This is a genomic window from Bradyrhizobium sp. USDA 4538 (assembly GCF_024171045.1).
GTDB classification, from domain to species: Bacteria; Pseudomonadota; Alphaproteobacteria; order Rhizobiales; family Xanthobacteraceae; genus Bradyrhizobium; species Bradyrhizobium australafricanum.
Genome location: NZ_JALJZE010000001.1, coordinates 3,469,222 through 3,491,308 on the forward strand (window position 1 = coordinate 3,469,222; position 22,087 = coordinate 3,491,308).

Genomic DNA, 22,087 nt, shown 5'->3' on the forward strand with positions numbered 1-22,087 from the left:
GCTAGTCTGCGTTGATGCGCCTTGTCGTGATCTGCATCGGCCGTCTGAAACAGGGCCCTGAACGGGAGCTCGCCGAGCGTTACCGCGAGCGCTTCGAGGATATCGGCCGCAAGCTTGGGTTTCGCGGCCTCGATATCCACGAGATCGCGGAAAGCCGCGCGCGCGACACCGCCGCGCGCATTGCCGAAGAAGCCGCGGCGATCTCGGCGCTGCTGCCTGAGAAGCACGCGCTGGTCGCGCTCGACGAACGCGGCAAGAGCATCGACAGTGCGAGCTTTGCCCGGCAGCTCGGCCGCTGGCGCGACGAGGGAACAGCACATACTGTCTTCGTGATCGGCGGCGCAGACGGACTTTCGCCTGAATTGCAGCGCAAGGCTTTGTTGCGAATTGCATTCGGCTCCGCGACCTGGCCGCATCAAATGGTCCGCGTCATGCTTCTGGAACAGATTTATCGCGCCGCAACCATTTTGGCCGGCCACCCCTATCATCGCGCGTAAGGCGTGGTGACGGACAGTCGAAACCACTGAACTCACGCGAATGCAGCACAAGCGGGACACAGCTTCGTATTCGGCTTCGCATCTCGGCACCGCCGCGCGCCGCCGCCGGCTGCCGGCATCGCTGCCGCTGTCGCTCGCGATGTTCGCCGCCTATCCGCTGGCCGCGGCGCACGCGCAAGCGACACCACCAGCGCAGCAATCCGCGCCGCCGGCGCAGCAGGCCGCAACCGCGGAGACATCGCCCGATGCGATCAAGCAGCGCGAGCAGGAACTCGAGGCCGCGCGCGAGCAGCAGCGCAAGGCGACCGAGCTGCAGGAGAAGCTGAAGGCCGACATCGCCGCGATCGGCCAGGACCGCAGCAAGCTCAATCAGCAGCTGATCGATATTGCCGGCCAGGTCCGCGGCGTCGAGACGCGGATCGCTGACGCCGAGGCACGCCTGCAGCCGCTCGACGGCCGTGAGCGCGAAATCCGCGCCTCGCTCGATTCACGCCGCTCCGAGGTGATCGAGGTGCTGGCCGCGCTGCAGCGCGCCGGACGACGCACGCCGCCGGCGCTGCTGGTGCGGCCCGAGGATGCGCTGCAATCGCTGCGCACTGCGATGCTGCTCGGCGCCGTGGTGCCGGAGTTGCGCGTCCGCGCCGAGAAGCTTGCGGCCGATCTCGGCGAGCTGGTGGCGCTGCGCAAGACCATCTCGACCGAGCGCGACGCGCTGGCGGCCGACCGCGACAAGCTGAAGGAAGACCAGACCCGGCTGGCGGCCCTGGTCGACGAACGGCAACGGCAGCAGAGCGCGGCCGAAAAGGACATGGAGGCCGAAGGCGCCCGTGCCATCGCGCTGTCGAAGCAGGCCGACAATCTGCAGACCCTGATCGCCAAGATGGAGCAGGATCTCAAGAGCGCGGCCAAGGCCGCCGCCACGGCCAGCCTCCAGGGAGCGCCGGCGACGGTTAATGGCAAGCCGAATCTGGGGGCGCTCAAGGACCCGGCCCGCATGAGCCCGGCGGTCGCTTTCGCCTCGGCCAAGGGCCTGTTCTCCTATCCCGTGAACGGCACCAAGATTCGCGAATTTGGCGGTTCCGACGGCGCGGGGGGCGTACAAAAAGGCATTTCTTTGGCAGCCAAGCCGGGCGCGCAGGTCACAACCCCGTGTGACGGCTGGGTTGTTTACGCTGGTCCTTTCCGTAGCTATGGACAACTCTTGATCCTCAATGCCGGGGGCGGGTATCATGTCCTGATCGCCGGGATGGAGCGTATTTCGGTAAACATCGGCCAGTTTGTACTTACGGGGGAGCCGGTTGCGACCATGGGGTCGACGTCCCAAGTTGCATCCATTCTCGCGACAAATGCGAGCCAGCCAGTGCTCTATGTCGAGTTCCGGAAAGACGGCACTCCAATCGATCCAGGTCCATGGTGGGCCGCAAATGAAGGCGAAAAGGTTCGCGGATGATGCGCAAGACTTCGGTAATTCTCCTTAGCGCCGCCACCGGCGCGGCCCTGACGCTTTTCGTCACGCAGCCCCGCGCTGTGCTGATGGGATCGAGCGCGCGCGCCGCGACGTCGGACACCTATCGCCAGCTCAATCTGTTCGGCGACGTGTTCGAGCGGGTGCGCAGCGACTATGTCGAGAAGCCCGATGACAGCAAGCTGGTCGAGTCCGCGATCTCCGGCATGCTGTCCGGCCTCGACCCGCACTCGAGCTACATGGACGCCAAGAGCTTCCGCGACATGCAGGTGCAGACCCGCGGCGAGTTCGGTGGCCTCGGCATCGAGGTCACGATGGAAGACGGCCTGATCAAGGTCGTCTCGCCGATCGACGACACCCCGGCCTCGAAGGCCGGCATCATGGCCAACGACATCATCACGACCCTCGACGACGAGGCGGTGCAGGGCCTGACCTTGAACCAGGCCGTCGAGAAGATGCGCGGTCCGGTCAACACCAAGATCAAGCTCAAGATCATCCGCAAGGGCCAGGACAATCCGATCGACGTCACGCTGGTGCGCGACAACATCCGCGTCCGCTCGGTGCGTGCGCGCGTCGAGGCCGATGACATCGCCTATATCCGCATCACCACCTTCAACGAGCAGACCACCGAAGGCCTGAAGAAGGAGATCACCAATCTGCAGGGCCAGATCGGCGACAAGCTGAAGGGCTACGTCATCGATCTCCGCAACAACCCCGGCGGCCTGCTCGAAGAAGCGGTCACGGTGTCCGACTCCTTCCTGGAGCGTGGCGAGATCGTCTCGACCCGCGGCCGCAACGCCGAGGAAACCCAGCGCCGCGCCGCCCATCCGGGCGACCTGACCAAGGGCAAGCCGGTGATCGTGCTGATCAACGGCGGCTCGGCCTCGGCCTCCGAAATCGTCGCCGGCGCGCTGCAGGACCACAAGCGGGCGACGCTGGTCGGCACCCGTTCGTTCGGCAAGGGCTCGGTGCAGACCATCATCCCGCTCGGCTCGGGCAATGGCGCGCTGCGCCTGACCACCGCGCGCTACTACACGCCGTCGGGCAAGTCGATCCAGGCCAAGGGCATCGTGCCCGACATCGAGGTGCTGCAGGACGTGCCGGAAGAGCTGAAGGCGCGCACCGACACCAAGGGCGAAGCTTCGCTGCGCGGCCATCTCAAGAACGACGGCGACGAGAAGACCGGCTCGCAGTCCTACGTCCCGCCGGACGCCAAGGACGACAAGGCGCTGAAGATGGCCGACGACCTGCTGCACGGCATCAAGTCGACCTCCAGTGCGCCAGCGGCGCCGGAGGCCGCGCGCGACAAGGCCGCGGTCGACAAGCCGGGCAACAAGGCCGCGAACTGATTTAATCCGATCGATTCGGCGAACAGGGCGGCCCGCGGGCCGCCCTTTCTGCTTTCGGTGTCCACCTGTAACCGTGCTTTGCCGGGCAGGCCGGCGCGCGGGATTGCACCGCATCGTGCTATCGTTCGCGCTGTTGATTCGGGGAGGGTCATGGCAGAAGCGGCCGACGAACTGAGCACGCCGCTTGGGCAGACGACCGTGGGCAGGACGCGCCGGTTTCGCCTGCCATTCACGGCGATGCAGGCGCTCGCCGTGCTGCTCGGGCTCGTGCTGGTCGGCTTTGTCGGCATCGCGCTGTTCAACGACAACCCGCTCGGGGGCGAGCCGATCGCCCGTGTCACGCTCCGCAATCCTCCGCCCGCCGCCGCTGACGACAAGCACGCTCCAGCCGCCCAGGCGGCGGCCGAACCGGCGGCCAAATCCGCCGCCAAGGCCCCGGCCGCAGCCAGCGACGCGAGAACCGTCACCATCATCGACGGCTCCAGCGGCAAGCGCCAGGACGTGGTGATCGGCGCCGGCGATCCGGGCGACAAGGCCGACGGCGATACGCCGCCACTTGCGATGACTGGCATCGATCCGCGCCTGCTGGAAAAGTCACGCTACGGCATGATCCCGGTGATCGCCGACGGCCTGAAGCCGTTCACGGTCTACGCGGCCGAGGCTGACCGCGCCAAGGCCGCCCGGATGCCCGTGGTCGCCATTGTGGTCGCCGGCCTCGGCGTCGGCGCCGCCAAGACCACCGACGCCATCATGAAGCTGCCGCCGGCGGTGACGCTGGCCTTCACGCCCTATGGCTCCGATCCGGGCAAGCTTGCAGAACGTGCCCGGACCCAGCGTCACGAGATCCTGCTGCAGATCCCGATGGAGCCGTTCGACTATCCCGACAACGATCCCGGGCCGCAAACCCTGCTGACCACGCTGAGCAGCGAGCAGAACCTCGACCGCTTCTATTGGCACCTCAGCCGCCTGCAAGGCTATGCGGGGATCGCCAATTTCATGGGAGGCCGGTTCGTCGCGGCCGATCCCGTGATGCAGCCCATCGTCCGCGAAGCGGCCAAGCGCGGCCTGAGCTATTTCGACGACGGTTCCACCCCACGTAGCGTCGCGCAGACCCTCTCAGCGGGCCAGTCATTGCCGTTCGCCAAGGCCGATTTCGCCATCGACGCGGTGCCGACGTCGGCGGAAATCGACCGCGCGCTGGTCAAGCTGGAAACCATCGCCAAGGAACGCGGCACGGCGGTGGGCGTCGCCTCGGCGTTGCCGGTCTCGATCGAGCGGCTCGGCGCCTGGCTCAAGACACTGGACTCCAAGGGCATTATGCTTGTGCCATTGACAACGGCGATGCTGAAATCAAAATCGGGCTAAAGATTCAATCCGTTGGTGCAGCTCGAGACCTTGCCGGGGGGCCGGGTCGGGCGGCTCCAGAAAATGTGCGAGGTAGCGGCAGCATGGCACGTTATGAAGACCTGCCCTATCGAACCTGCGTCGGCATCATGCTGCTGAATACAGCGGGGCTGGTCTTCATCGGACGACGCGCGGGCGGCATCGAGCATGTCGACGACGCGCATGTCTGGCAGATGCCGCAAGGCGGCGTCGATCCCGGCGAGGATACGTTTCAGGCCGCGCGGCGCGAGCTCTATGAGGAGACCAGCATCAAGTCCGTGGAGAAGCTCGGCGAGGTCTCGGACTGGCTGATCTACGATATCCCGCGCACCGTCGCCGGCCGCGCCTGGAAGGGCCGCTATCGCGGACAGCGGCAAAAGTGGTTCGCGTTGCGCTTCACCGGCGATGAGAACGAGATCAACGTCGCCAATCCGGGCGGCGGCCACAAGGCCGAGTTCATCACCTGGCGCTGGGAGCCGATGAAGAATCTGCCGGGGCTGATTGTGCCGTTCAAGCGTCCGGTCTATGAGCGCGTCGTGAAGGAATTCGCCGGTCTGGCGGCCAAGTAGCCGACCGGGTCAACGCGCGACGTACCCACCGAGATGTCATCAGATAAGCCCTATCGCCCCAATGTGGGCATCGCGCTGTTCAACGCCGACGGACGCGTGCTGATCGGCCACCGGATCAAGGACGACGGTCCGGAGATCGTGCTGCCCGGCCTCGAATGGCAGATGCCGCAGGGCGGCATCGACGCCGGCGAGGATCCGCGCCAGGCCGTGATGCGCGAATTGTGGGAGGAGACCGGGGCGGTCAATGCCGACTATCTCGGCGAGACCGACTGGATGACCTACGAATTCCCCGCCTATGACGGGCCGGCATCGCACCGGCTCGCCAAGTTCCGCGGCCAGCGGCAGAAATGGTTTGCGCTGCGCTTCACAGGACGCGACGAGGAGATCGATCCATTGACGCCGCGCAACGGCCAGCCCGCCGAATTCAATCAATGGCGCTGGGAGCGCCTCGACCGCGTCGCCGATCTCGTGGTGCCGTTCCGCCGCGATGTCTATCGCGCGGTCGCGACCCGGTTCGCGGAATTCGCCGGCTGATCCTGCGGCGGTGTGCGCCGCGCGTCGCCCGGTGTCATGCCGTAGGTCGAACGGAAGACGCGATAGAAGGTCGCGATGCTGTCGAAGCCGCACGAGAACGCGATCTCGTCGATGCTGCGTTCCCGTATGGCATAGAGCGCACGCCTCGCCGCCTTCAACCTTGCCGCCGTCAGCGTCCGCGCAAATGACAGGCCGGTCGGCTCGAACAGCGCATGCAATTGCCGCAGTGAAATGCCGAGCTCGGCGGCAACCGCGGCCGGCGTGAGCGAGGCGCGATGCAGGTCGCGGTACAGAATTTCGCGGGCGGCATGAAGGTAGCCCGCGTGCAGCGCGGCACGGATCTCGTCCTGGCGTGGCCGCACGCGTCCGCGCGCGAGCAGCGCCAGGCGCACCATATGCGCAACGTCGTCGGCGAACTGCCCGGCTCGCGCGAGATCTCGCGTCATCGAGCGGAACATGGCGCCGACAAGCCGGGTCAGGCTCGCATCACGCGCCAGCGCGACCGGCGGCGCATCCTCGATCCGCGCGCCGAGCACGAGCTCGTCGGTGACCGGGATCTTGAGGCTGAAGAAGTCAAAGCCGTCGGTCCGTTCGGGTGTCGAGGCAAACGGAAGATTGGAGTGGCCGAACACCAGGTCGCCGTTGCGCACGAACTGGACACGATCGCGACCGATATTCATGTGGCCGGGGCCGCGCACCTGCCAGGCGAGATGCAGGCTGTTGCTCGGAACGCGCGCGATGTCGGATGCGGTCCGGCTGACGCGATAGGAGGAGGCCGACATTTGCGCAAGTACGGCACCGCCCACCGGCGTCGCCGAGAAGTGTCCGCGGAAATCGGCTCTCTTGTCGCGCTCGAGCTCGATCGTGACCCCGAACAGGCTCTTGCCGCGCACCTCGCACCAGTGCTCGAAACGGTCCTGCGGGCGGAGAGCGTCGGTGGTGAAGGTCAGCACGGCAGCTTGTCCGTTATGTCAGGAATGAAATCGCGATGCGGTCGGGCCAAATCGTCATCGTGCTGCAGCTTGTCATTTGTGCACGATCCCTGCTGTAAGCTGCTTCACATATTTGCAGGTCGTTCGTTCGGGCCGACCGCGAAGAAGCGGACTTGTCGAGAAGAGGCGAGCCGCCGCAGCGTTTCTTCCTCATCGTCGGCAACCAATCGGCTCTGACCTGCGATATCGGCCGCGAGGATCGCTGCGACCTTGCGCTTCATGAGTACCAGCCCCCGAACCCAGATATGCCGGGGAGAATCCCGCCAGACGATCCCGCGCGCAATAAGCATTGAACGCTCGCCAGGGCGTGGCGAGCGTTGAATTATTCAAGCCTTCTCAGGCAATGATCGAAAAAGTGTGAGCTGTTCCACTAAGGGGGTCGGCTCACTCGACATGGCGGCGCGATCGCCGGTCGGCAACCGCGCCTTAGTGCATAGCCGTCGTGTTGAGCTCTTGCTGGATGCTCTTGAAGTGGTCGAGCCGCTCGATCGCGTGGTCGAGCTCGGAGCCCTCCTTCTCGGCGAGCTTCTCCTGCATCTCGTTGATCGTCTCGGCGAACTTCGCGCGATCGATGTCCGCAAGCGCGGTCGCGACGTCGGCGAGCACGGTGAGGCCCTTGTCCGACACCTCGGCAAGACCGCCGAGCACGATCACCTTCTCGCGCTTGCCGGCGGTCGTGATCGTCAGAATCCCCGGACGAACCGTGGCGATGACCGGAGCGTGTCCAGCGAGCACACCGAAATCACCCTCCACACCGGGGACGTCAACCTGATCGACCTCGCCGGAGAAGGCGAGCTTTTCGGGAGAGACGAGATCGAAGTGGAAGGTGGCCATGGTGTTTCCGTTCTTTGCGCTGTCACCCGCGGGCTCGACCCGCGGGTCCATCAGTCAAAATACTTCACGTGCGATGGATCGCCGGATCAGGTCCGGCGATGACGACATCCCAAAGCTTAAGCGGCTTCGGCCGCCAGCTTCTTGCCCTTCTCGACGGCTTCTTCGATGGTGCCGACCATGTAGAACGCCGCTTCCGGCAGATGGTCGTACTTGCCCTGGCACAGATCGCGGAAGCCCTTGATGGTGTCGGCGAGGTCGACGAACTTGCCCGGCGAGCCGGTGAAGACTTCGGCGACGTGGAACGGCTGCGACAGGAAGCGCTCGACCTTGCGGGCGCGGGCGACCGTCAGCTTGTCCTCTTCCGACAGTTCGTCCATGCCGAGAATAGCGATGATGTCCTGCAGCGACTTGTAGCGTTGCAGGATCTGCTGGACCATGCGCGCGGTGTTGTAGTGCTCATCACCGACGACGAGCGCCGACAGCATGCGCGAGGTCGAGTCGAGCGGATCCACCGCCGGATAGATGCCCTTCTCCGAGATCGCGCGCGACAGCACCGTGGTGGCGTCCAAGTGCGCGAACGAGGTGGCGGGCGCCGGGTCGGTCAAGTCGTCGGCCGGCACGTAGATCGCCTGCACCGAGGTGATCGAGCCCTTCTGCGTGGTGGTGATGCGCTCCTGCAGCGCGCCCATGTCGGTGGCGAGCGTCGGCTGATAACCCACCGCCGAAGGAATACGGCCGAGCAGCGCCGACACTTCCGAGCCCGCCTGGGTGAAACGGAAGATGTTGTCGACGAAGAACAGCACGTCCTGGCCCTGGTCGCGGAAGTGCTCGGCGACCGTCAGACCGGTCAGACCGACGCGGGCGCGGGCGCCCGGCGGCTCGTTCATCTGGCCGAACACCAGCGCGCACTTCGACTTCACGCTCGGATCCGGGTTGTGCGGATCGGCGTTGACCTTCGATTCGATGAACTCGTGATAGAGGTCGTTGCCTTCGCGGGTGCGCTCGCCGACGCCGGCGAACACCGAGTAACCGCCGTGTGCCTTCGCGACGTTGTTGATCAGTTCCTGAATCAGCACGGTCTTGCCGACGCCGGCGCCGCCGAACAGGCCGATCTTGCCGCCCTTCGCGTACGGAGCAAGAAGGTCGACAACCTTGATGCCGGTGACGAGAATTTCGGCTTCGGTCGACTGGTCGGTATAGGTCGGCGCTTCCTGATGGATGGCGCGCAGGCCGTCGGACTTGATCGGGCCGGCTTCATCGATCGGCTCGCCGATGACGTTGATGATGCGGCCGAGCGTGCCTTCGCCGACCGGCACCCGGATCGGTTCGCCGGTGTCGGTCACTTCCTGGCCGCGCACGAGGCCCTCGGTGATGTCCATCGCGATGGTGCGGACGGTCGATTCGCCGAGATGCTGCGCGACTTCGAGGACCAGGCGGTTGCCGCCGTTCTTGGTCTCGAGCGCGTTCAGAATCGCCGGAAGGTGGCCTTCGAACTGCACGTCGACCACGGCGCCCGTGACCTGGGTAACGCGACCGATCTGGTTGGCTGCTGTAGCCATGGACTGTTCTCCTTCGAAATCTGCCTTAGACCGCCTCAGCGCCGGAGATGATCTCGATCAGCTCCTTCGTGATCTGGGCCTGACGGGTTCTGTTGTAAATCAGGGTTTGCTTGCGAATCATCTCGCCGGCATTGCGGGTCGCGCTGTCCATCGCGCTCATCTGCGCGCCATAGAACGAGGCGTTGTTCTCCAGCAGCGCGCGGAAGATCTGCACCGCGAGGTTGCGCGGCAACAGGCTGCCGAGGATCTGGTCTTCCTCAGGCTCGTATTCGTAGGACGTGGAGGGCGCCGCATTGGCCGCGGGCGCAGCCACCTCCAGCGGGATGATCTGCTGCGCGGTCGGGATCTGCGCGATCACCGACTGGAAGCGCGAGTAGAACAGCGTGCAGACATCGAACTCGCCGGCCTCGAACCGAGCCAGCACCTTGTTGGCGATGTCCTCGGCATTGGCGAAGCCGATCTGGCGCACCGAACGCAGGTCGAGGTGCTCGACGATGCGCTTCTCGAACGTCCGGCGCAGCTGCTCGTAGCCCTTGCGGCCGACGCAGAAGAATTTGACTTCCTTGCCCTGCGCGAGCAGCGCGTTCGCCCGCTCGCGCGCCAGGCGCACGATGGCGGAGTTGAACGCGCCGGACAGGCCGCGTTCGCCGGTGCAGACCAGAAGCAGGTGCACCTGATCGTTGCCGGTGCCGGCAAGCAGCGCCGGCGCGCCGGGCGTGCCGTTGGCTGCCGCGGCGATGTTGGAAATCACCGCATCCATCTTGGTGGCATAGGGCCGCGCCGCTTCGGCGGCGTTCTGCGCGCGACGCAGCTTCGAGGCTGCGACCATCTGCATGGCCTTGGTGATCTTCTGCGTCGCCTTGGTCGAGGCGATGCGGACCCGCATGTCTTTTAGTGACGCCATTCTTCGTTCACCCCGGCGATCCGACCACAATGGTCAGATCGCAAGCCTCCGTTCGTCACGCCCGGCGGCGAGCCGGGCGACGCCCCATTCGTTATGCAAACGTCTTGGCGAAACCTTCGACCACCGTCTTCAGCTTGGCGGCGGTGTCGTCGGACAAATCGCGGCTGGTGCGGATCGCATCGAGGATCTCGGCGTTCTTGCCGCGCAGCAGCGACAGCAGGCCGTCCTCGAACGCCTTGACCTTGTTGAGCGGCAGCGGATCGAGATAGCCGTTGGTGCCGGCCCAGATCACGCAGACCTGCTCTTCCATCTTCAGCGGCGAGAATTGCGGCTGCTTCAGAAGCTCGGTCAGGCGCGAGCCGCGGTTGAGCAAGCGCTGGGTCGAGGCGTCAAGGTCTGAACCGAACTGCGCGAACGCCGCCATTTCGCGGTACTGCGCGAGCTCACCCTTGATCTTGCCGGCGACCTTCTTGGTCGCCTTGGTCTGCGCCGACGAACCGACGCGCGACACCGACAGACCGACGTTCACGGCGGGACGGATACCCTGGAAGAACAGATCGGTTTCCAGGAAGATCTGGCCGTCGGTGATCGAAATCACGTTGGTCGGAATGTAGGCCGACACGTCGTTGGCCTGGGTTTCGATGACCGGCAGCGCCGTCAGCGAGCCCAAGCCATGCTCCTTGTTGAGCTTGGCGGCGCGCTCGAGCAGGCGGGAATGCAGGTAGAACACGTCGCCCGGATAGGCTTCGCGGCCCGGCGGACGGCGCAGCAGCAGCGACATCTGGCGATAGGCGACGGCCTGCTTCGACAAGTCGTCATAGATGATCACGGCGTGCATGCCGTTGTCGCGGAAGTATTCGCCCATGGTGCAGGCGGTGAACGGCGCGATGTACTGCATCGGCGCCGGATCGGACGCGGTGGCCGCGACGATGATCGAGTATTCCAGCGCGCCCTGCTCTTCGAGCACTTTCACGAACTGCGCGACGGTGGAGCGCTTCTGGCCGATCGCGACGTAGACGCAATACAGCTTGAGGTTCTCGTCCGGCTGGGCGTTGAGCGGCTTCTGGTTCAGGATGGTGTCGAGCGCGATCGCGGTCTTGCCGGTCTGGCGGTCGCCGATGATCAGCTCGCGCTGGCCGCGGCCGATCGGGATTAGCGCATCGATCGCCTTGAGGCCGGTGGCCATCGGCTCGTTCACCGACTTGCGCGGAATGATGCCGGGCGCCTTGACGTCGACGCGCTTGCGTTCGGTGGCCTGGATCGGGCCCTTGCCGTCGATCGGGTTGCCGAGCGCGTCGACGACGCGGCCGAGCAGGCCCTTGCCGACCGGCGCGTCCACGATCGCGCGGGTGCGCTTGACAGTCTGGCCTTCCTTGATCTCGCGGTCGGCGCCGAAAATCACGATACCGACATTGTCGGTTTCGAGGTTGAGCGCCATGCCGCGCGTGCCGTTCTCGAACTCGACCATTTCACCGGCCTGAACGTTGTCGAGACCGTAGACGCGGGCGATACCGTCACCGACCGACAGCACCTGGCCAACTTCGGTGACCTCGGCTTCCTGGCCGAAATTCTTGATCTGGTCCTTGAGGATCGCAGAAATTTCTGCGGCGCGGATGTCCATCAGCCTGCCTCTTTCATCGCGTTCTTGATCGAATTGAGTTTGGTGCGAAGCGAACTATCCACCATGCGGCTGCCGAGCTTGACCACCAGGCCACCAATAATGGAGGGATCGACCTTCACGTTGAGCGCGACGTCCTTGCCCGTCACTGATTTCAGTGCGGCCTTCAGCGCGTCGAGATTCTTATCACTGAGCTGCTCGGCGACGGTGACTTCCGCAGTCGCCTCGCCCTTGAACTTCGCCACCAGCGCGCGATAGGCGCGGATCACATCGGCAACGGCGAACAGCCGGCGATTGGCGGTGAGCACCTTGAGGAACTTGGCCGACGTGCCGGCGATGCCGGCCTTGTCGAGCACCGCGGTCAGCGCCTTCAGCTGGGCGTCCGCCGCGAACACCGGACTGCGGACGAGGCGCTTGAGATCGGCGCTCTCGTTGAGCATGGCCTCGAACTTGTCGAGGTCGGCCCGGACTTGATCGACGGATTGCTCGTCGCGCGCCAACTCGAACAGGGCCGTTGCGTAACGACCGGACACTCCCGAAACGGACGGATCTTCAGCAGCCACGAGCTCGCTCTTTTTTGCTGTCAAATTCGCAAGGGAAAAACCGTCGCCACCAAAGCAGCGCCTAGCGATCCAAGCCCTTGGAATTCAAGCGGGACTTCGATTTTCGACCGGCACAGGACGTGCCGGGACCGTTAAAATCGCGGCTTTGCTAACATAGCAATCGCGCAGGTGCAACATGACGGCATCGTGAGTGCCGCCTTGTCGCATGCGCTTTTTGCCGACCGCAGCCGGTGGCCGAACCGGAAAATTTGGCGCGCGGAAATTCGGCGCGTCGGCTCCGATTCGCGCCGCCGCGATTTTGTTCCATCGAAATTTGCATAGGCCTATGGCCGAGCGCGCAGGGAACTCCGGACCGGTTGCGGTTTCATTTGGCGATTACTTACCGAAAACTTACCGTCCGCCCGATAATCAGTATTGGCAAGTATATTGGTCGTTAAAAATTGGTTAAATAGCAAGATTACGGAACCTTGATCGACTACCCAAGGCGGTAACAAGATATTTCAGCACGAGATAATCCGGATTTACTGCCCAATTCGTGCCTCATTGGGAAACCAAACGGCCTTGGTCAACGAAGGGACGGGGGTTCCACTTGCCGCGTTAGCGGCAATACTGTCTGAGGGTCTTATCAATGCTGAATATCAAGAAGGCGGCGGGCACCGTAACCCGCTCGCGTACGGCGCTTGCTTTTGTAGCCGCAACTATTCTGGTCGGGGGCAGCGTGACCGAGGCGTCCGCGAAGTCCCGGCACCACCATCATCGCCACCATCATCACCACGCCCGCGCCGAAGGCTCGTCCTGGCGCGACGCCAATGCATCGATCCAGCCGTCCGGCGGCCACTCGTTCTCGGGGATGGCCTCCTTCTACGGCAATGAGTCGGGCAGCCGCACCGCTTCCGGCCAGCGCTTCAACCAGAACGCCATGACCGCGGCCCACCGCTCGCTGCCGTTCGGCACCAAGCTCCGCGTCACCCATGGCGGCCGCAGCGTCGTCGTCACCATCAACGATCGTGGCCCGTTCATCCGCGGCCGCGTGCTCGACCTCTCCACCGGCGCAGCCCGCGCCATCGGCCTGACCGGTGCCGGCGTTGGCCGCGTCACCGCCGAGGTCGTCTCGTAAGCGCCTTCAGTAAGCGTTGCGTTGCGTAACGGCCGCGAGGCCTGCTTCGCGCCAAAAAGGCCTGCCGTCGCAAATGACGGCAGGCTTTTTCTTTTGCGGGACGTGCTACCAGCCGCCGTCATTGCGAGCCACCCGGTTGGCGCGAAGCGCCGCCGGATGACAGGCTCCGCGAAGCAATCCATGGGCCCGCATGCGCGGAGCGATGGACGCTTTCGCTCCTCGCAATGATAGTCAAGATTGAAGCTGCTTACAAAAAGCTCTGCGGATCGACGTCGACCTCGAGCTTCAGATTGCCCTTGGTCTTGGGACCGGATTCCAGCCATTCGCGCAGATATTGCGACAGGTCGACATTGCGCAGCGACTTCACCAGCAGGCGGAAGCGATAGCGGCCCTTGATGACGGCGAGCGGCGCCTCGGCGGGGCCGAGCACCTGGATCCGCTCATCGAGCGGCGCCACCGCGGCGAGCTTGCGGGCGAAGCCTTCCGCGGTCGGACGGTCGCCGGCGGAGACGATCAGGCTCGCCAGCCGGCCGAACGGCGGGTAGCCGGTGCGCTCGCGAATCTCGATCTCGCTGGCATAGAACGCCTCGCGGTCATTGGCGATCAGGGCCTTGATCACCGGATGCTCCGGCTGGTGGGTCTGCAGAAAGCCGACGCCGCGGCCCTGCTCGCGGCCGGCGCGGCCGACCACCTGGTTCAGCAGCTGGAACGTCCGCTCGGCAGCGCGCGGATCGCCATTGCTCAAGCCGAGATCGGCGTCGATGACGCCGACCAGATTGAGCCGCGGGAAGTTGTGGCCCTTCGCCACCAGCTGGGTGCCGATGATGATGTCGACGCGGCCCTCGGCGATCTCGTTGAGCTCGCTACGCATGGTCTCGATCGAGGTGATGAGATCGCTCGACAGCACCATCGTCCGTGCCTCGGGGAAGATGTGGGCGGCCTCCTCCTGCAGGCGCTCGACGCCGGGCCCGACCGCGACCAGCGATTCCTCGGCCGCGCAATGCGGGCAGATATTCGGGCGCGGCATCGAGAAGCCGCAATGATGACAGACCAGCCGCTGCCGGAACCGGTGATCGACCAGCCATGCATCGCAGATGGTGCAGGCGAAGCGGTGGCCGCAGGCGCGGCACAGCGTCAGCGGTGCGTAGCCGCGGCGGTTGAGGAACAGCAGCGCCTGCTCGCGGCGCTCGATGGCATGGCGAATCTGCTCGGCCAGCACCGGCGAAATGAAGCGGCCGCGCGGCGGCGGGGCGCGGCGCATGTCGATCGCCTCGATATGTGGCATGTGCTGGCCGCCGAACCGCGACGGCAGCGCCACGCGCTGGTAGCGCCCCTTGCGCGCATTGACCTCGCTCTCGACCGACGGCGTCGCCGACGCCAGCACGATCGGAATCTTTGCGATATGGGCGCGGACCACCGCCATGTCGCGCGCGTGATAATGCGCGCCGTCGTCCTGTTTGTAGGCCTGGTCGTGCTCCTCATCGACGATGATGAGACCGAGATCGGCATAGGGCAGGAACAGCGCCGAGCGGGCGCCGACCACGACCGGCGCCTTGCCCTCGGAGATCGCGGCCCAGTTGCGCGCGCGCGCGCGCGGCGTCAGCTCCGAATGCCACTCCAGCGGCCGCACGCCGAAGCGCTGCGCGAAACGGTCAAGGAACTGGCCGGTCAGCGCGATCTCCGGCATCAGGATCAGCGTCTGCTTGCCGCGGCGGATATTCTCGGCGATCGCCTCGAAATAGACTTCGGTCTTGCCGGAACCGGTGACGCCGTCGAGCAACGCGACGTGAAAGCTGCCGCTCGCGGCCAGCGTCCGCATCACGTCGACGGCGCTGCGCTGCTCGCGCGAAAAATCCGGCTGCGCGTAGGAGGGATCCGGAACGGGCGGCGGTGCCGGCGGCGGCATCGCCTCAACCGTCAGGGTGCCTTCGTCGACCAGGCCGTCGATCACGCCGGAACTGACGCCGGCCTCCCGGGCCGCCTCCGACTTGCCGTGCAGCAAGCGGTCCGACAGCACCTCGATCACCCGCCGGCGTGCCGGCGTCAGGCGCCGCGGCGGCTCGCCGACCAGCCGGACGCCGAGCCGCATCCGCTCCGGCCCGAGATTTTCGCCCATCCGCAGCGTCATCCGCAGCACCATGCCGCGTGCCGACAGCGTGTAATTGGAGACCCAGTCGACCAGCTGGCGCAGCTCCGGTTTCAGCGGCGGAACATCGAGCTTCTCGCTGACGTCCTTGAGCCGGTTGTGCAGCCGCGGATCCGGATTGGCATTTTCCGCCCACACCACCGCGACGACCTCACGCGGCCCGAGCGGAACGCCGATCACGTCGCCCGGCGCAAGCTCCATGCCGCGCGGAACGCGGTAGGAATAGGTCTGGTTCAGCGCGACAGGCACCAGCACGTCGACGACACGTATCGTCGATGCAGAGGCTGGGCCGGGGCGCGTGGTATGGTCCATTGAATCAGAAACCTTGAACCCGAGCGGGCTAGAGATTTGGTTTCTGATCGAATCAGAACCAAATCTCCAGCTTCTTGTTTTGACGCGTTTTCTTCACGCGAACCGGCGTCCACTTCGCTCGAAAACGCTCTCCCACCGCTTCGCGCTCTTAGCGAACGGTAAACGAAGGCAGTGCGATATAATCAGGAGATTGGCAGCGCCAATAGCCCTTAAGACACGGACTTAAGACACGGACATGGCCCGGACCGATCAGCCCATCCCACCGCTCGAGCCCGACTGCGCCGACGCATCGGTCACGCAGGAGATGACGCGCTGGCTGTCGCATCTGCGCGCGGAGCGGCGGCTGTCGCCGAAGACGCTCGAGGCCTATGCCCGGGACGTGCGCCAATGCCTCGCCTTCCTGGCCGGGCACTGGGGCGCGCGGGTGACGCTCAAGGCATTTTCCGCGCTCGAGGCGAGCGACGTGCGCGCCTTCATGGCGATGCGCCGGACCGTGGAGATCGGCGGACGATCGCTGATGCGGGCGCTGGCGGGCCTGCGCTCGTTCGGCCGTTTCCTGGAACGCGAGGGCAAGGGCAAGGTCGGCGCGCTCTCGGCGATCCGCGCGCCCAAGGTGGCGAAGAGCCTGCCGAAGCCGATTCACATGGAAGCAGCGAAACGCTTTGCCGACGCCGACGAGCGCGCGGACGAAACCCGCGAGACCTGGATCCTGGTGCGCGACGCCGCCGTCATGGCGCTGCTCTATGGTTCGGGCCTGCGCATCTCCGAAGCGCTGGGGCTGAAGCGCCGCGACGTGCCGAAGCCCGGCGAAGGCGACGTGCTCGTGGTGACCGGCAAGGGCAACAAGACCCGCATGGTGCCGGTGCTGCAAAACGTGCTGCAATTGATCGCGGACTATGCCGCGATCTGCCCGCATCAGCTCAGCCCGACCGGGCCGATGTTCGTCGGCGCGCGCGGCGGCCCCTTGAGCCCACGCATCATCCAGCTCACCATGGAGCGGCTGCGCGGCGCGCTTGGCCTGCCCGACAGCGCAACGCCGCATGCGCTGCGGCACTCCTTCGCCACGCATCTGCTCAGCCGTGGCGGCGATCTGCGTGCGATCCAGGAATTGCTCGGCCACGCATCGCTGTCGACCACGCAGATTTACACCGGCATCGACAGCGAGCGCCTGCTCGAAGTCTATCGCTCCGCGCATCCCCGAGGTTGAACGTTCGGTTCTGAAAAAATAAAGCGCGGGCTTTGGCCCGCCGTCATGCGCCGTTCATCTTCAGACGGTTACCCAAAACCGTTCGGCCCTTGCCTTGTGCACCGCATTCGGCAATCGTGGCGCGGTCGCATCCGGAGGGGAATCATGAGCGCACATGAAAGTATGGAGCACGCGGAGCATGCCGAGCATGCTTCGGGCGAGAACAAGAAGATCGCGCTCCTGATCGCCGTGATCGCCCTGTGCCTGGCGCTGTCGGAAACGCTCGGCAAGGGCGCCCAGACCGAATCGATCAGCAAGAATGTCGAGGCCTCCAACCTGTGGGCCTTCTTCCAGGCCAAGAGCATCCGCCGGACCGCGGTGCAGACCGCGGCCGAACAGGGCAAGCTGAACCTCGCGACCACCACCGACGAGGCGGCCAGGGCCGCGCTGCAGAAGCAGATCGACGATTGGCAGAAGACCGCTGCGCGCTATCGCTCGGAGCCGGAAACCGGCGAGGGTTCGGAGCAGCTCTCCGAACGCGCCAAGCACGCCGAGCATGAGCGCGACGAGGCCACCGCGAAATATCATCATTTCGAGCTTGCCTCCGCCGCCTTCCAGATCGCCATCGTGCTGGCATCGGCGACCATCATCACGGGCATCATCGCGCTGGCCTGGGTCTCCGGCCTGGTGACGCTCGCCGGCATCGTGATGACGGCGCTCGGCCTGTTCCAGCCGCACTTGCTGCATCTGCATTGAGGCGCAGCGCGCCGCTTTCGAACCGTCATCCTGAGGAGCGCGCCCTTGCGCGCGTCTCGAAGGATCGACGGCCACCGGCCGGGCCGTGCATCCTTCGAGACGCGCGTTCCGCGCTCCTCAGGATGACGGAATAGAAAGTTTTGATCAAAGAGGCTTGCTGGTCTGATGCACGCTTTTGCGGAAGCGCGCGATCACGCGCAGCGTGCGCGCCGCCCAGCCCTCGCCGTCGCCACTGATCATCTCGCGAATGCGCCGCTTGATCGGCTCGACCAGCGCCGTGGCCTTGGCCCGCAGCGCCATCACGAAATTATAGAGCGCCTCGAACCAGGGCATCTCCAGCAGTTTCGGCCGCGTCACGTCGAACAGGAAGGCCGTCACGCCGACGCCGACGAACTTGGCGAACAGGATCAGCGAGACCGCACTGAACCAGTATTGGTTCGCCAGCAGCCAGAGCCCGATCAGCTTGAGCGGAAACAGCGGGATCACCGGCACGACGAAGACAATCAGGGTCATCGCCGGCGACAGCGAATCGACCCGGTCGGCAAGCCATTGCTTGAGCGCGCGGAGCGGAATCCACGCCACCGCTCGCGCCACGATCGGCTCGAGATGGTCCCATAGCCAGGCCTCGACCAGGAAGATGATCGCAAGCAGGACCCAGAACGGCTGAAGCAGGCGGCGCAGCATCGCTATGATCTCAACCCGGCTGACGCCGGACTTTCGATCATCACATATGGATGGCGCGCTTGCCCACCGCAAGCGCGGCTTCCTTGATCGCCTCCGAACGGGTCGGGTGCGCGTGGCAGGTGCGTGCCAGATCCTCGGCCGATCCGCCGAATTCCATCAGAACGCAGGCTTCGTGGATCATTTCGCCGGCTTCGCGGCCGACAATGTGGACGCCAAGCACCCGATCCGTCTTCGCATCTGCGAGAATTTTCACGAAGCCGTCGGTGGTCTGATTGACCTTGGACCGGCCGTTTGCCGTGAACGGGAATTTGCCGACGGTGTACGCGACGCCGGCCTGCTTGAGATCTTCCTCGGTCTTGCCGACCGACGACACTTCCGGCGTGGTATACACAACACCTGGAATGACGTCGTAGTTCACGTGGCCGGCCTGGCCCGCGATGATCTCCGCACAGGCAACGCCTTCGTCTTCCGCCTTGTGCGCGAGCATCGGCCCGGCCACGACGTCGCCGATCGCGTAGATGCCCTTCACGTTGGTCGAGAAGTGCGCGTCGATCTCGACGCGGCCGCGATCGTCGAGCGCAACGCCGGCTTCCTTCAGCCCGAGGCCCTCGGTGTAGGGCACCCGGCCGATGCAGACGAGCACGACGTCGGCTTCGATGGTTTCCGCAGCGCCGCCGGCGGCCGGCTCGACCTTGGCCTGCAGCGTCTTGCCGGAGCTATCGACCGCGGTGACCTTGGCGCCGAGCTTGAAGACGAAGCCCTGCTTCTCGAGCATGCGCTGAAATTGCTTTGCCACCTCGCCGTCCATGCCGGGCAGGATGCGGTCGAGGAATTCCACGACCATGACGTCCGCACCGAGACGCCGCCAGACCGAGCCAAGCTCGAGCCCGATCACCCCCGCGCCGATGATCAGCAATTTCTCCGGCACCTTCTCCAGCGACAGCGCGCCAGTCGAGGACACGATGCGCTTCTCGTCGATGTCGATGCCCTTCAGGCGGGCGATATCGGAGCCGGTGGCGATCACGATGTTCCTGGTCTCGACGGTCTCGGACTTGCCGTCGCCGGAGACCTCGACCTTGCCGGCGCCCAGGATCTTGCCGGTGCCCTTGAGCACGTCGATCTTGTTCTTCTTCATCAAGAACTCGACGCCCTTGACGTTGCCGTCGATGCCCTGCTGCTTGAAGTTCATCATCGCGGGCAGATCGAGCTTCGGCGCCGGGACACTGACACCCATCTTGGCAAAGGAGTGCCCGGCTTCCTCGAACATCTCGGAGGCGTGCAGCAGCGCTTTCGACGGCATGCAGCCGACGTTGAGGCAAGTGCCGCCCAGCGTCGCGTCCTTCTCGACGACGGCGACCTTCATGCCGAGTTGCGCCGCGCGGATCGCGCAGACATATCCGCCCGGGCCGGTGCCGATGACGACGAGATCGTAAGAAGCCATGATAGAAGATCCTGTAGCTAAGCTCTGTGACAATTGCGCGGGCGCGATCGTGACGGCAGACCGCCGCCCGCTCTTGATCGCGTGCTAGCGACCGCCCGACACGTCGAGGATCGCGCTGGTGACATAGGAAGCCTCGTCCGAGATCAGCCAGACGATGGCGTTGGCGATTTCATCGGCGGTGCCGACACGCTTCATCGGCACCATATGGGCAAGCCGGTGGGCGCGATCGGGCTCGCCGCCGGCGGCGTGGATGTCGGTGTCGATCAGTCCGGGCCGGATGCCGGCGACGCGGATGCCCTCATTCGCGACTTCGTAGCCGAGGCCGATCGTGAAGGAATCGATCGCGCCCTTGGAGGCGGCATAGTCGACATAGGTGTTGGGCGCGCCGAGCTTCGCCGCCACCGAGGACAGGTTGACGATGACGCCGCCCTTGCCGCCGTGCTTGGTCGACATGCGCTTCACCGCCTCGCGCGCACACAGGATGCTGCCGGTGACATTCACTGCCATCATCTGCTGGATACGCTCGGCCGACATCTCGTCGACACGCACGCCGCTCTTGCCGACGATGCCGGCATTGTTGACGAGCGCGCCGAGCGTGCCGAAGCCGTCGGCCGCCTTGAACAGCGCCAGGATGTCCTGCTCGCTGCCGACATCGCATTTCACCGCGATCGCCTTGCCGTTCCTGGCTTCGATCGCGGCGACGACCTCGTCCGCCGCGGTCTTGTTGGATGCATAGCCGACCACGATGCGATAGCCGCGCGCGGCGGCAGCGAGCGCGGTGGCGCGGCCGATGCCGCGGCTGCCGCCGGTGATGACAACGACCTTATCCGTCACTTTGATCCCCAAATGTGAGCAACCAACAGATCGCGGCGCCCGAGCCGATCGGACGCCGCGCGCGATACGACCTTAGAGGTCCAGCACCAGGCGGGCCGGATCCTCCAGGCTCTCCTTCACACGCACCAGGAAGGTAACCGCTTCCTTGCCGTCGATGACACGGTGATCGTAGGACAGCGCCAGATACATCATCGGGCGCACCTCGATCTTGCCGCCGACCACCATCGGCCGCTCCTGGATCTTGTGCATGCCGAGGATGCCGGACTGCGGCGCATTCAGGATCGGCGTCGACATCAGCGAACCGTAGATGCCGCCATTGGTGATGGTGAAGGTGCCGCCCTGCATCTCGTCGATCTTGAGCTGGCCGTCGCGGGCGCGGCGGCCGTAGTCGGCGATCGACTTCTCGATCTCGGCGATCGACTTGTGGTCGCAGTCGCGCACCACAGGCACCACGAGGCCGCGGTCGGTGCCGACCGCAACGCCGATGTGATAGTAGTTCTTGTAGATCAGGTCAGAGCCGTCGATTTCGGCGTTGACCGCCGGAATGTCCTTTAGCCCCTGCACGACCGCCTTAGTGAAGAAGCCCATGAAGCCGAGCTTCGAGCCGTGTTTCTTCTCGAACGTGTCCTTGTAGAGGGCCCGCAGCTTCATCACCTCGGTCATGTCGACCTCGTTGAAGGTCGTCAGCATCGCGGCGGTGTTCTGCACGTCCTTGAGGCGGCGCGCGATGGTCTGGCGCAGCCGGGTCATCTTCACGCGCTCCTCGCGCGCGGCGTCGTCCGCCGGCGACGGCGCACGAACCTGAACGGCGGCGGCCGGCTGGTTGACCGGGGTCGGCGCCGAGGCGGCCTTCTCGATCGCGGCCAGCATGTCGCCCTTGGTCACGCGGCCGTCCTTGCCCGAGCCCGGAACGGCGGACGCATCGATGCCGCTTTCAGCGGACAGCTTGCGGACCGAGGGTGCCAGCGGCGCATCCGGCGGCGGCGCCTTCGGCGCAGCGGCAGCAGCCGGCGCAGCAGCGGCAGCCGGTGCGGCGGCCTTGGCGGGAGCCGCAGCAGCCGGCTTGGCGGCCGGAGCGGCGCCGTCATTGATCTGTCCGAGCAGCGCGCCGACGGCGACCGTCTCGCCGTCCTTGGCGATGATCTCGCCGAGCGTACCGGCCACCGGCGCGGGCACCTCGATGGTGACCTTGTCGGTCTCCAGCTCCACCAACGGCTCGTCCACCGCGACGGCTTCACCGGCCTTCTTGAACCAGCGGCCGATCGTGGCCTCGGTCACGGATTCGCCGAGCGTTGGAACGCGAATTTCAGTCATGGTCTTTTCCTCGATAACCCTGCGGTCGCA

At 65.2% G+C, this 22,087-nt stretch carries 21 protein-coding genes; 9 read left to right on the plus strand and 12 right to left on the minus strand.

Going from position 1 to position 22,087, the window contains the following annotated elements; all coding sequences use genetic code 11:
- The first annotated feature begins 14 nt into the window (after positions 1-14).
- The 6 genes from rlmH (at position 15) to J2R78_RS15545 (ending at position 5,797) form a co-directional block, all read left to right on the plus strand.
- Positions 15-497, plus strand: a complete 483-nt coding sequence (gene rlmH, locus J2R78_RS15520; RefSeq protein WP_092087094.1) for a 23S rRNA (pseudouridine(1915)-N(3))-methyltransferase RlmH — start codon at positions 15-17, stop codon at positions 495-497.
- A 40-nt stretch (positions 498-537) separates the two neighbouring features.
- Positions 538-1,947: a murein hydrolase activator EnvC gene (locus tag J2R78_RS15525; protein ID WP_253605445.1), complete on the plus strand. Its 1,410-nt coding sequence runs from the start codon at positions 538-540 to the stop codon at positions 1,945-1,947.
- Positions 1,944-3,311: a S41 family peptidase gene (locus tag J2R78_RS15530; protein ID WP_018269401.1), complete on the plus strand. Its 1,368-nt coding sequence runs from the start codon at positions 1,944-1,946 to the stop codon at positions 3,309-3,311. Before J2R78_RS15525 ends, J2R78_RS15530 begins: the two co-directional genes overlap by 4 nt.
- Positions 3,312-3,461: 150 nt before the next feature.
- The gene (locus J2R78_RS15535; protein WP_253605447.1) at positions 3,462-4,676 is read left to right on the plus strand and encodes a divergent polysaccharide deacetylase family protein; all 1,215 of its coding nucleotides are present in this window, start codon (positions 3,462-3,464) and stop codon (positions 4,674-4,676) included.
- A gap of 83 nt (positions 4,677-4,759) precedes the next feature.
- On the plus strand, positions 4,760-5,263 hold the full coding sequence (locus J2R78_RS15540; protein WP_028336325.1) for an RNA pyrophosphohydrolase: 504 nt from the start codon (positions 4,760-4,762) through the stop codon (positions 5,261-5,263).
- Positions 5,264-5,296: 33 nt separating this feature from the next.
- A complete protein-coding gene (locus J2R78_RS15545; RefSeq protein ID WP_092087086.1) occupies positions 5,297-5,797 on the plus strand; it encodes an RNA pyrophosphohydrolase in 501 nt (166 codons plus the stop codon).
- Here J2R78_RS15545 and J2R78_RS15550 read toward each other — a convergent pair.
- The 7 genes from J2R78_RS15550 to J2R78_RS15580 all read right to left on the minus strand — a co-directional run bounded on the left by J2R78_RS15550 (position 5,755) and on the right by J2R78_RS15580 (position 12,267).
- Complete coding sequence (locus J2R78_RS15550; RefSeq protein ID WP_253605449.1) at positions 5,755-6,750, minus strand: helix-turn-helix domain-containing protein; 996 nt, start codon at positions 6,748-6,750, stop codon at positions 5,755-5,757. The genes J2R78_RS15545 and J2R78_RS15550 overlap by 43 nt on opposite strands.
- A 104-nt stretch (positions 6,751-6,854) precedes the next feature.
- The gene (locus J2R78_RS15555) at positions 6,855-7,010 is read right to left on the minus strand and encodes a hypothetical protein (protein WP_225163875.1); all 156 of its coding nucleotides are present in this window, start codon (positions 7,008-7,010) and stop codon (positions 6,855-6,857) included.
- A 205-nt stretch (positions 7,011-7,215) separates the two neighbouring features.
- Positions 7,216-7,623, minus strand: a complete 408-nt coding sequence (locus J2R78_RS15560) for a F0F1 ATP synthase subunit epsilon (protein WP_028336321.1) — start codon at positions 7,621-7,623, stop codon at positions 7,216-7,218.
- A gap of 116 nt (positions 7,624-7,739) precedes the next feature.
- Positions 7,740-9,182 carry a F0F1 ATP synthase subunit beta gene (atpD, locus tag J2R78_RS15565; RefSeq protein ID WP_016843821.1) on the minus strand — a complete coding sequence of 481 codons (1,443 nt, stop codon included), beginning with the start codon at positions 9,180-9,182 and terminating at the stop codon, positions 7,740-7,742.
- A 25-nt stretch (positions 9,183-9,207) separates the two neighbouring features.
- Positions 9,208-10,086, minus strand: coding sequence for a F0F1 ATP synthase subunit gamma (locus J2R78_RS15570; RefSeq protein ID WP_057020916.1), 879 nt, complete (start codon positions 10,084-10,086; stop codon positions 9,208-9,210).
- A gap of 91 nt (positions 10,087-10,177) precedes the next feature.
- Positions 10,178-11,707: a F0F1 ATP synthase subunit alpha gene (gene atpA / locus J2R78_RS15575; RefSeq protein ID WP_225645261.1), complete on the minus strand. Its 1,530-nt coding sequence runs from the start codon at positions 11,705-11,707 to the stop codon at positions 10,178-10,180.
- The gene (locus J2R78_RS15580) at positions 11,707-12,267 is read right to left on the minus strand and encodes a F0F1 ATP synthase subunit delta (protein ID WP_028336317.1); all 561 of its coding nucleotides are present in this window, start codon (positions 12,265-12,267) and stop codon (positions 11,707-11,709) included. The genes atpA and J2R78_RS15580 overlap by 1 nt, the downstream gene beginning before the upstream one ends.
- A gap of 628 nt (positions 12,268-12,895) precedes the next feature.
- Between J2R78_RS15580 and J2R78_RS15585 the strand changes: the two genes are divergently transcribed.
- Entirely contained in the window at positions 12,896-13,384 is a 489-nt protein-coding gene (locus J2R78_RS15585) for a septal ring lytic transglycosylase RlpA family protein (RefSeq protein ID WP_253605451.1), read from the plus strand.
- A gap of 247 nt (positions 13,385-13,631) precedes the next feature.
- Here J2R78_RS15585 and J2R78_RS15590 read toward each other — a convergent pair whose 3' ends face one another.
- Positions 13,632-15,842, minus strand: coding sequence for a primosomal protein N' (locus J2R78_RS15590; RefSeq protein WP_253605453.1), 2,211 nt, complete (start codon positions 15,840-15,842; stop codon positions 13,632-13,634).
- Positions 15,843-16,077: 235 nt separating this feature from the next.
- Here J2R78_RS15590 and J2R78_RS15595 point away from each other — a divergent pair, with 235 nt between their 5' ends.
- Together J2R78_RS15595 and J2R78_RS15600 are read left to right on the plus strand one after the other, a co-directional pair.
- On the plus strand, positions 16,078-17,049 hold the full coding sequence (locus tag J2R78_RS15595) for a tyrosine recombinase XerC (protein ID WP_253605455.1): 972 nt from the start codon (positions 16,078-16,080) through the stop codon (positions 17,047-17,049).
- Positions 17,050-17,193: 144 nt separating this feature from the next.
- Positions 17,194-17,784, plus strand: coding sequence for a DUF4337 domain-containing protein (locus J2R78_RS15600; protein ID WP_028336314.1), 591 nt, complete (start codon positions 17,194-17,196; stop codon positions 17,782-17,784).
- A 144-nt stretch (positions 17,785-17,928) separates the two neighbouring features.
- On the opposite strand, the gene J2R78_RS15605 is transcribed toward J2R78_RS15600, so the two are convergent.
- The 4 genes from J2R78_RS15605 to odhB form a co-directional block, all read right to left on the minus strand.
- A complete protein-coding gene (locus J2R78_RS15605; protein WP_225163860.1) occupies positions 17,929-18,468 on the minus strand; it encodes a hypothetical protein in 540 nt (179 codons plus the stop codon).
- Positions 18,469-18,508: 40 nt separating this feature from the next.
- Positions 18,509-19,909: a dihydrolipoyl dehydrogenase gene (gene lpdA, locus J2R78_RS15610; RefSeq protein WP_253605457.1), complete on the minus strand. Its 1,401-nt coding sequence runs from the start codon at positions 19,907-19,909 to the stop codon at positions 18,509-18,511.
- 84 nt (positions 19,910-19,993) lie between these two features.
- Positions 19,994-20,743, minus strand: a complete 750-nt coding sequence (locus J2R78_RS15615) for an SDR family oxidoreductase (RefSeq protein WP_028336311.1) — start codon at positions 20,741-20,743, stop codon at positions 19,994-19,996.
- Between the two features lie 72 nt (positions 20,744-20,815).
- On the minus strand, positions 20,816-22,057 hold the full coding sequence (gene odhB, locus J2R78_RS15620; protein ID WP_253605459.1) for a 2-oxoglutarate dehydrogenase complex dihydrolipoyllysine-residue succinyltransferase: 1,242 nt from the start codon (positions 22,055-22,057) through the stop codon (positions 20,816-20,818).
- Positions 22,058-22,087 lie beyond the last annotated feature (30 nt).

Coding starts and splice junctions, on each gene's coding strand:
- J2R78_RS15525 (WP_253605445.1), top strand. CDS start 538: ATGCAGCACAAGCGGGACACAGCTTCGTATTCGGCTTCGCATCTCGGC.
- J2R78_RS15590 (WP_253605453.1), bottom strand. CDS start 15,842: ATGGACCATACCACGCGCCCCGGCCCAGCCTCTGCATCGACGATACGT.
- lpdA (WP_253605457.1), bottom strand. CDS start 19,909: ATGGCTTCTTACGATCTCGTCGTCATCGGCACCGGCCCGGGCGGATAT.
- J2R78_RS15560 (WP_028336321.1), bottom strand. CDS start 7,623: ATGGCCACCTTCCACTTCGATCTCGTCTCTCCCGAAAAGCTCGCCTTC.
- J2R78_RS15545 (WP_092087086.1), top strand. CDS start 5,297: ATGTCATCAGATAAGCCCTATCGCCCCAATGTGGGCATCGCGCTGTTC.
- J2R78_RS15540 (WP_028336325.1), top strand. CDS start 4,760: ATGGCACGTTATGAAGACCTGCCCTATCGAACCTGCGTCGGCATCATG.
- J2R78_RS15530 (WP_018269401.1), top strand. CDS start 1,944: ATGATGCGCAAGACTTCGGTAATTCTCCTTAGCGCCGCCACCGGCGCG.
- atpD (WP_016843821.1), bottom strand. CDS start 9,182: ATGGCTACAGCAGCCAACCAGATCGGTCGCGTTACCCAGGTCACGGGC.
- J2R78_RS15600 (WP_028336314.1), top strand. CDS start 17,194: ATGAGCGCACATGAAAGTATGGAGCACGCGGAGCATGCCGAGCATGCT.
- atpA (WP_225645261.1), bottom strand. CDS start 11,707: ATGGACATCCGCGCCGCAGAAATTTCTGCGATCCTCAAGGACCAGATC.
- J2R78_RS15595 (WP_253605455.1), top strand. CDS start 16,078: ATGGCCCGGACCGATCAGCCCATCCCACCGCTCGAGCCCGACTGCGCC.
- J2R78_RS15555 (WP_225163875.1), bottom strand. CDS start 7,010: ATGAAGCGCAAGGTCGCAGCGATCCTCGCGGCCGATATCGCAGGTCAG.
- rlmH (WP_092087094.1), top strand. CDS start 15: ATGCGCCTTGTCGTGATCTGCATCGGCCGTCTGAAACAGGGCCCTGAA.
- odhB (WP_253605459.1), bottom strand. CDS start 22,057: ATGACTGAAATTCGCGTTCCAACGCTCGGCGAATCCGTGACCGAGGCC.
- J2R78_RS15605 (WP_225163860.1), bottom strand. CDS start 18,468: ATGCTGCGCCGCCTGCTTCAGCCGTTCTGGGTCCTGCTTGCGATCATC.
- J2R78_RS15570 (WP_057020916.1), bottom strand. CDS start 10,086: ATGGCGTCACTAAAAGACATGCGGGTCCGCATCGCCTCGACCAAGGCG.
- J2R78_RS15585 (WP_253605451.1), top strand. CDS start 12,896: ATGCTGAATATCAAGAAGGCGGCGGGCACCGTAACCCGCTCGCGTACG.
- J2R78_RS15535 (WP_253605447.1), top strand. CDS start 3,462: ATGGCAGAAGCGGCCGACGAACTGAGCACGCCGCTTGGGCAGACGACC.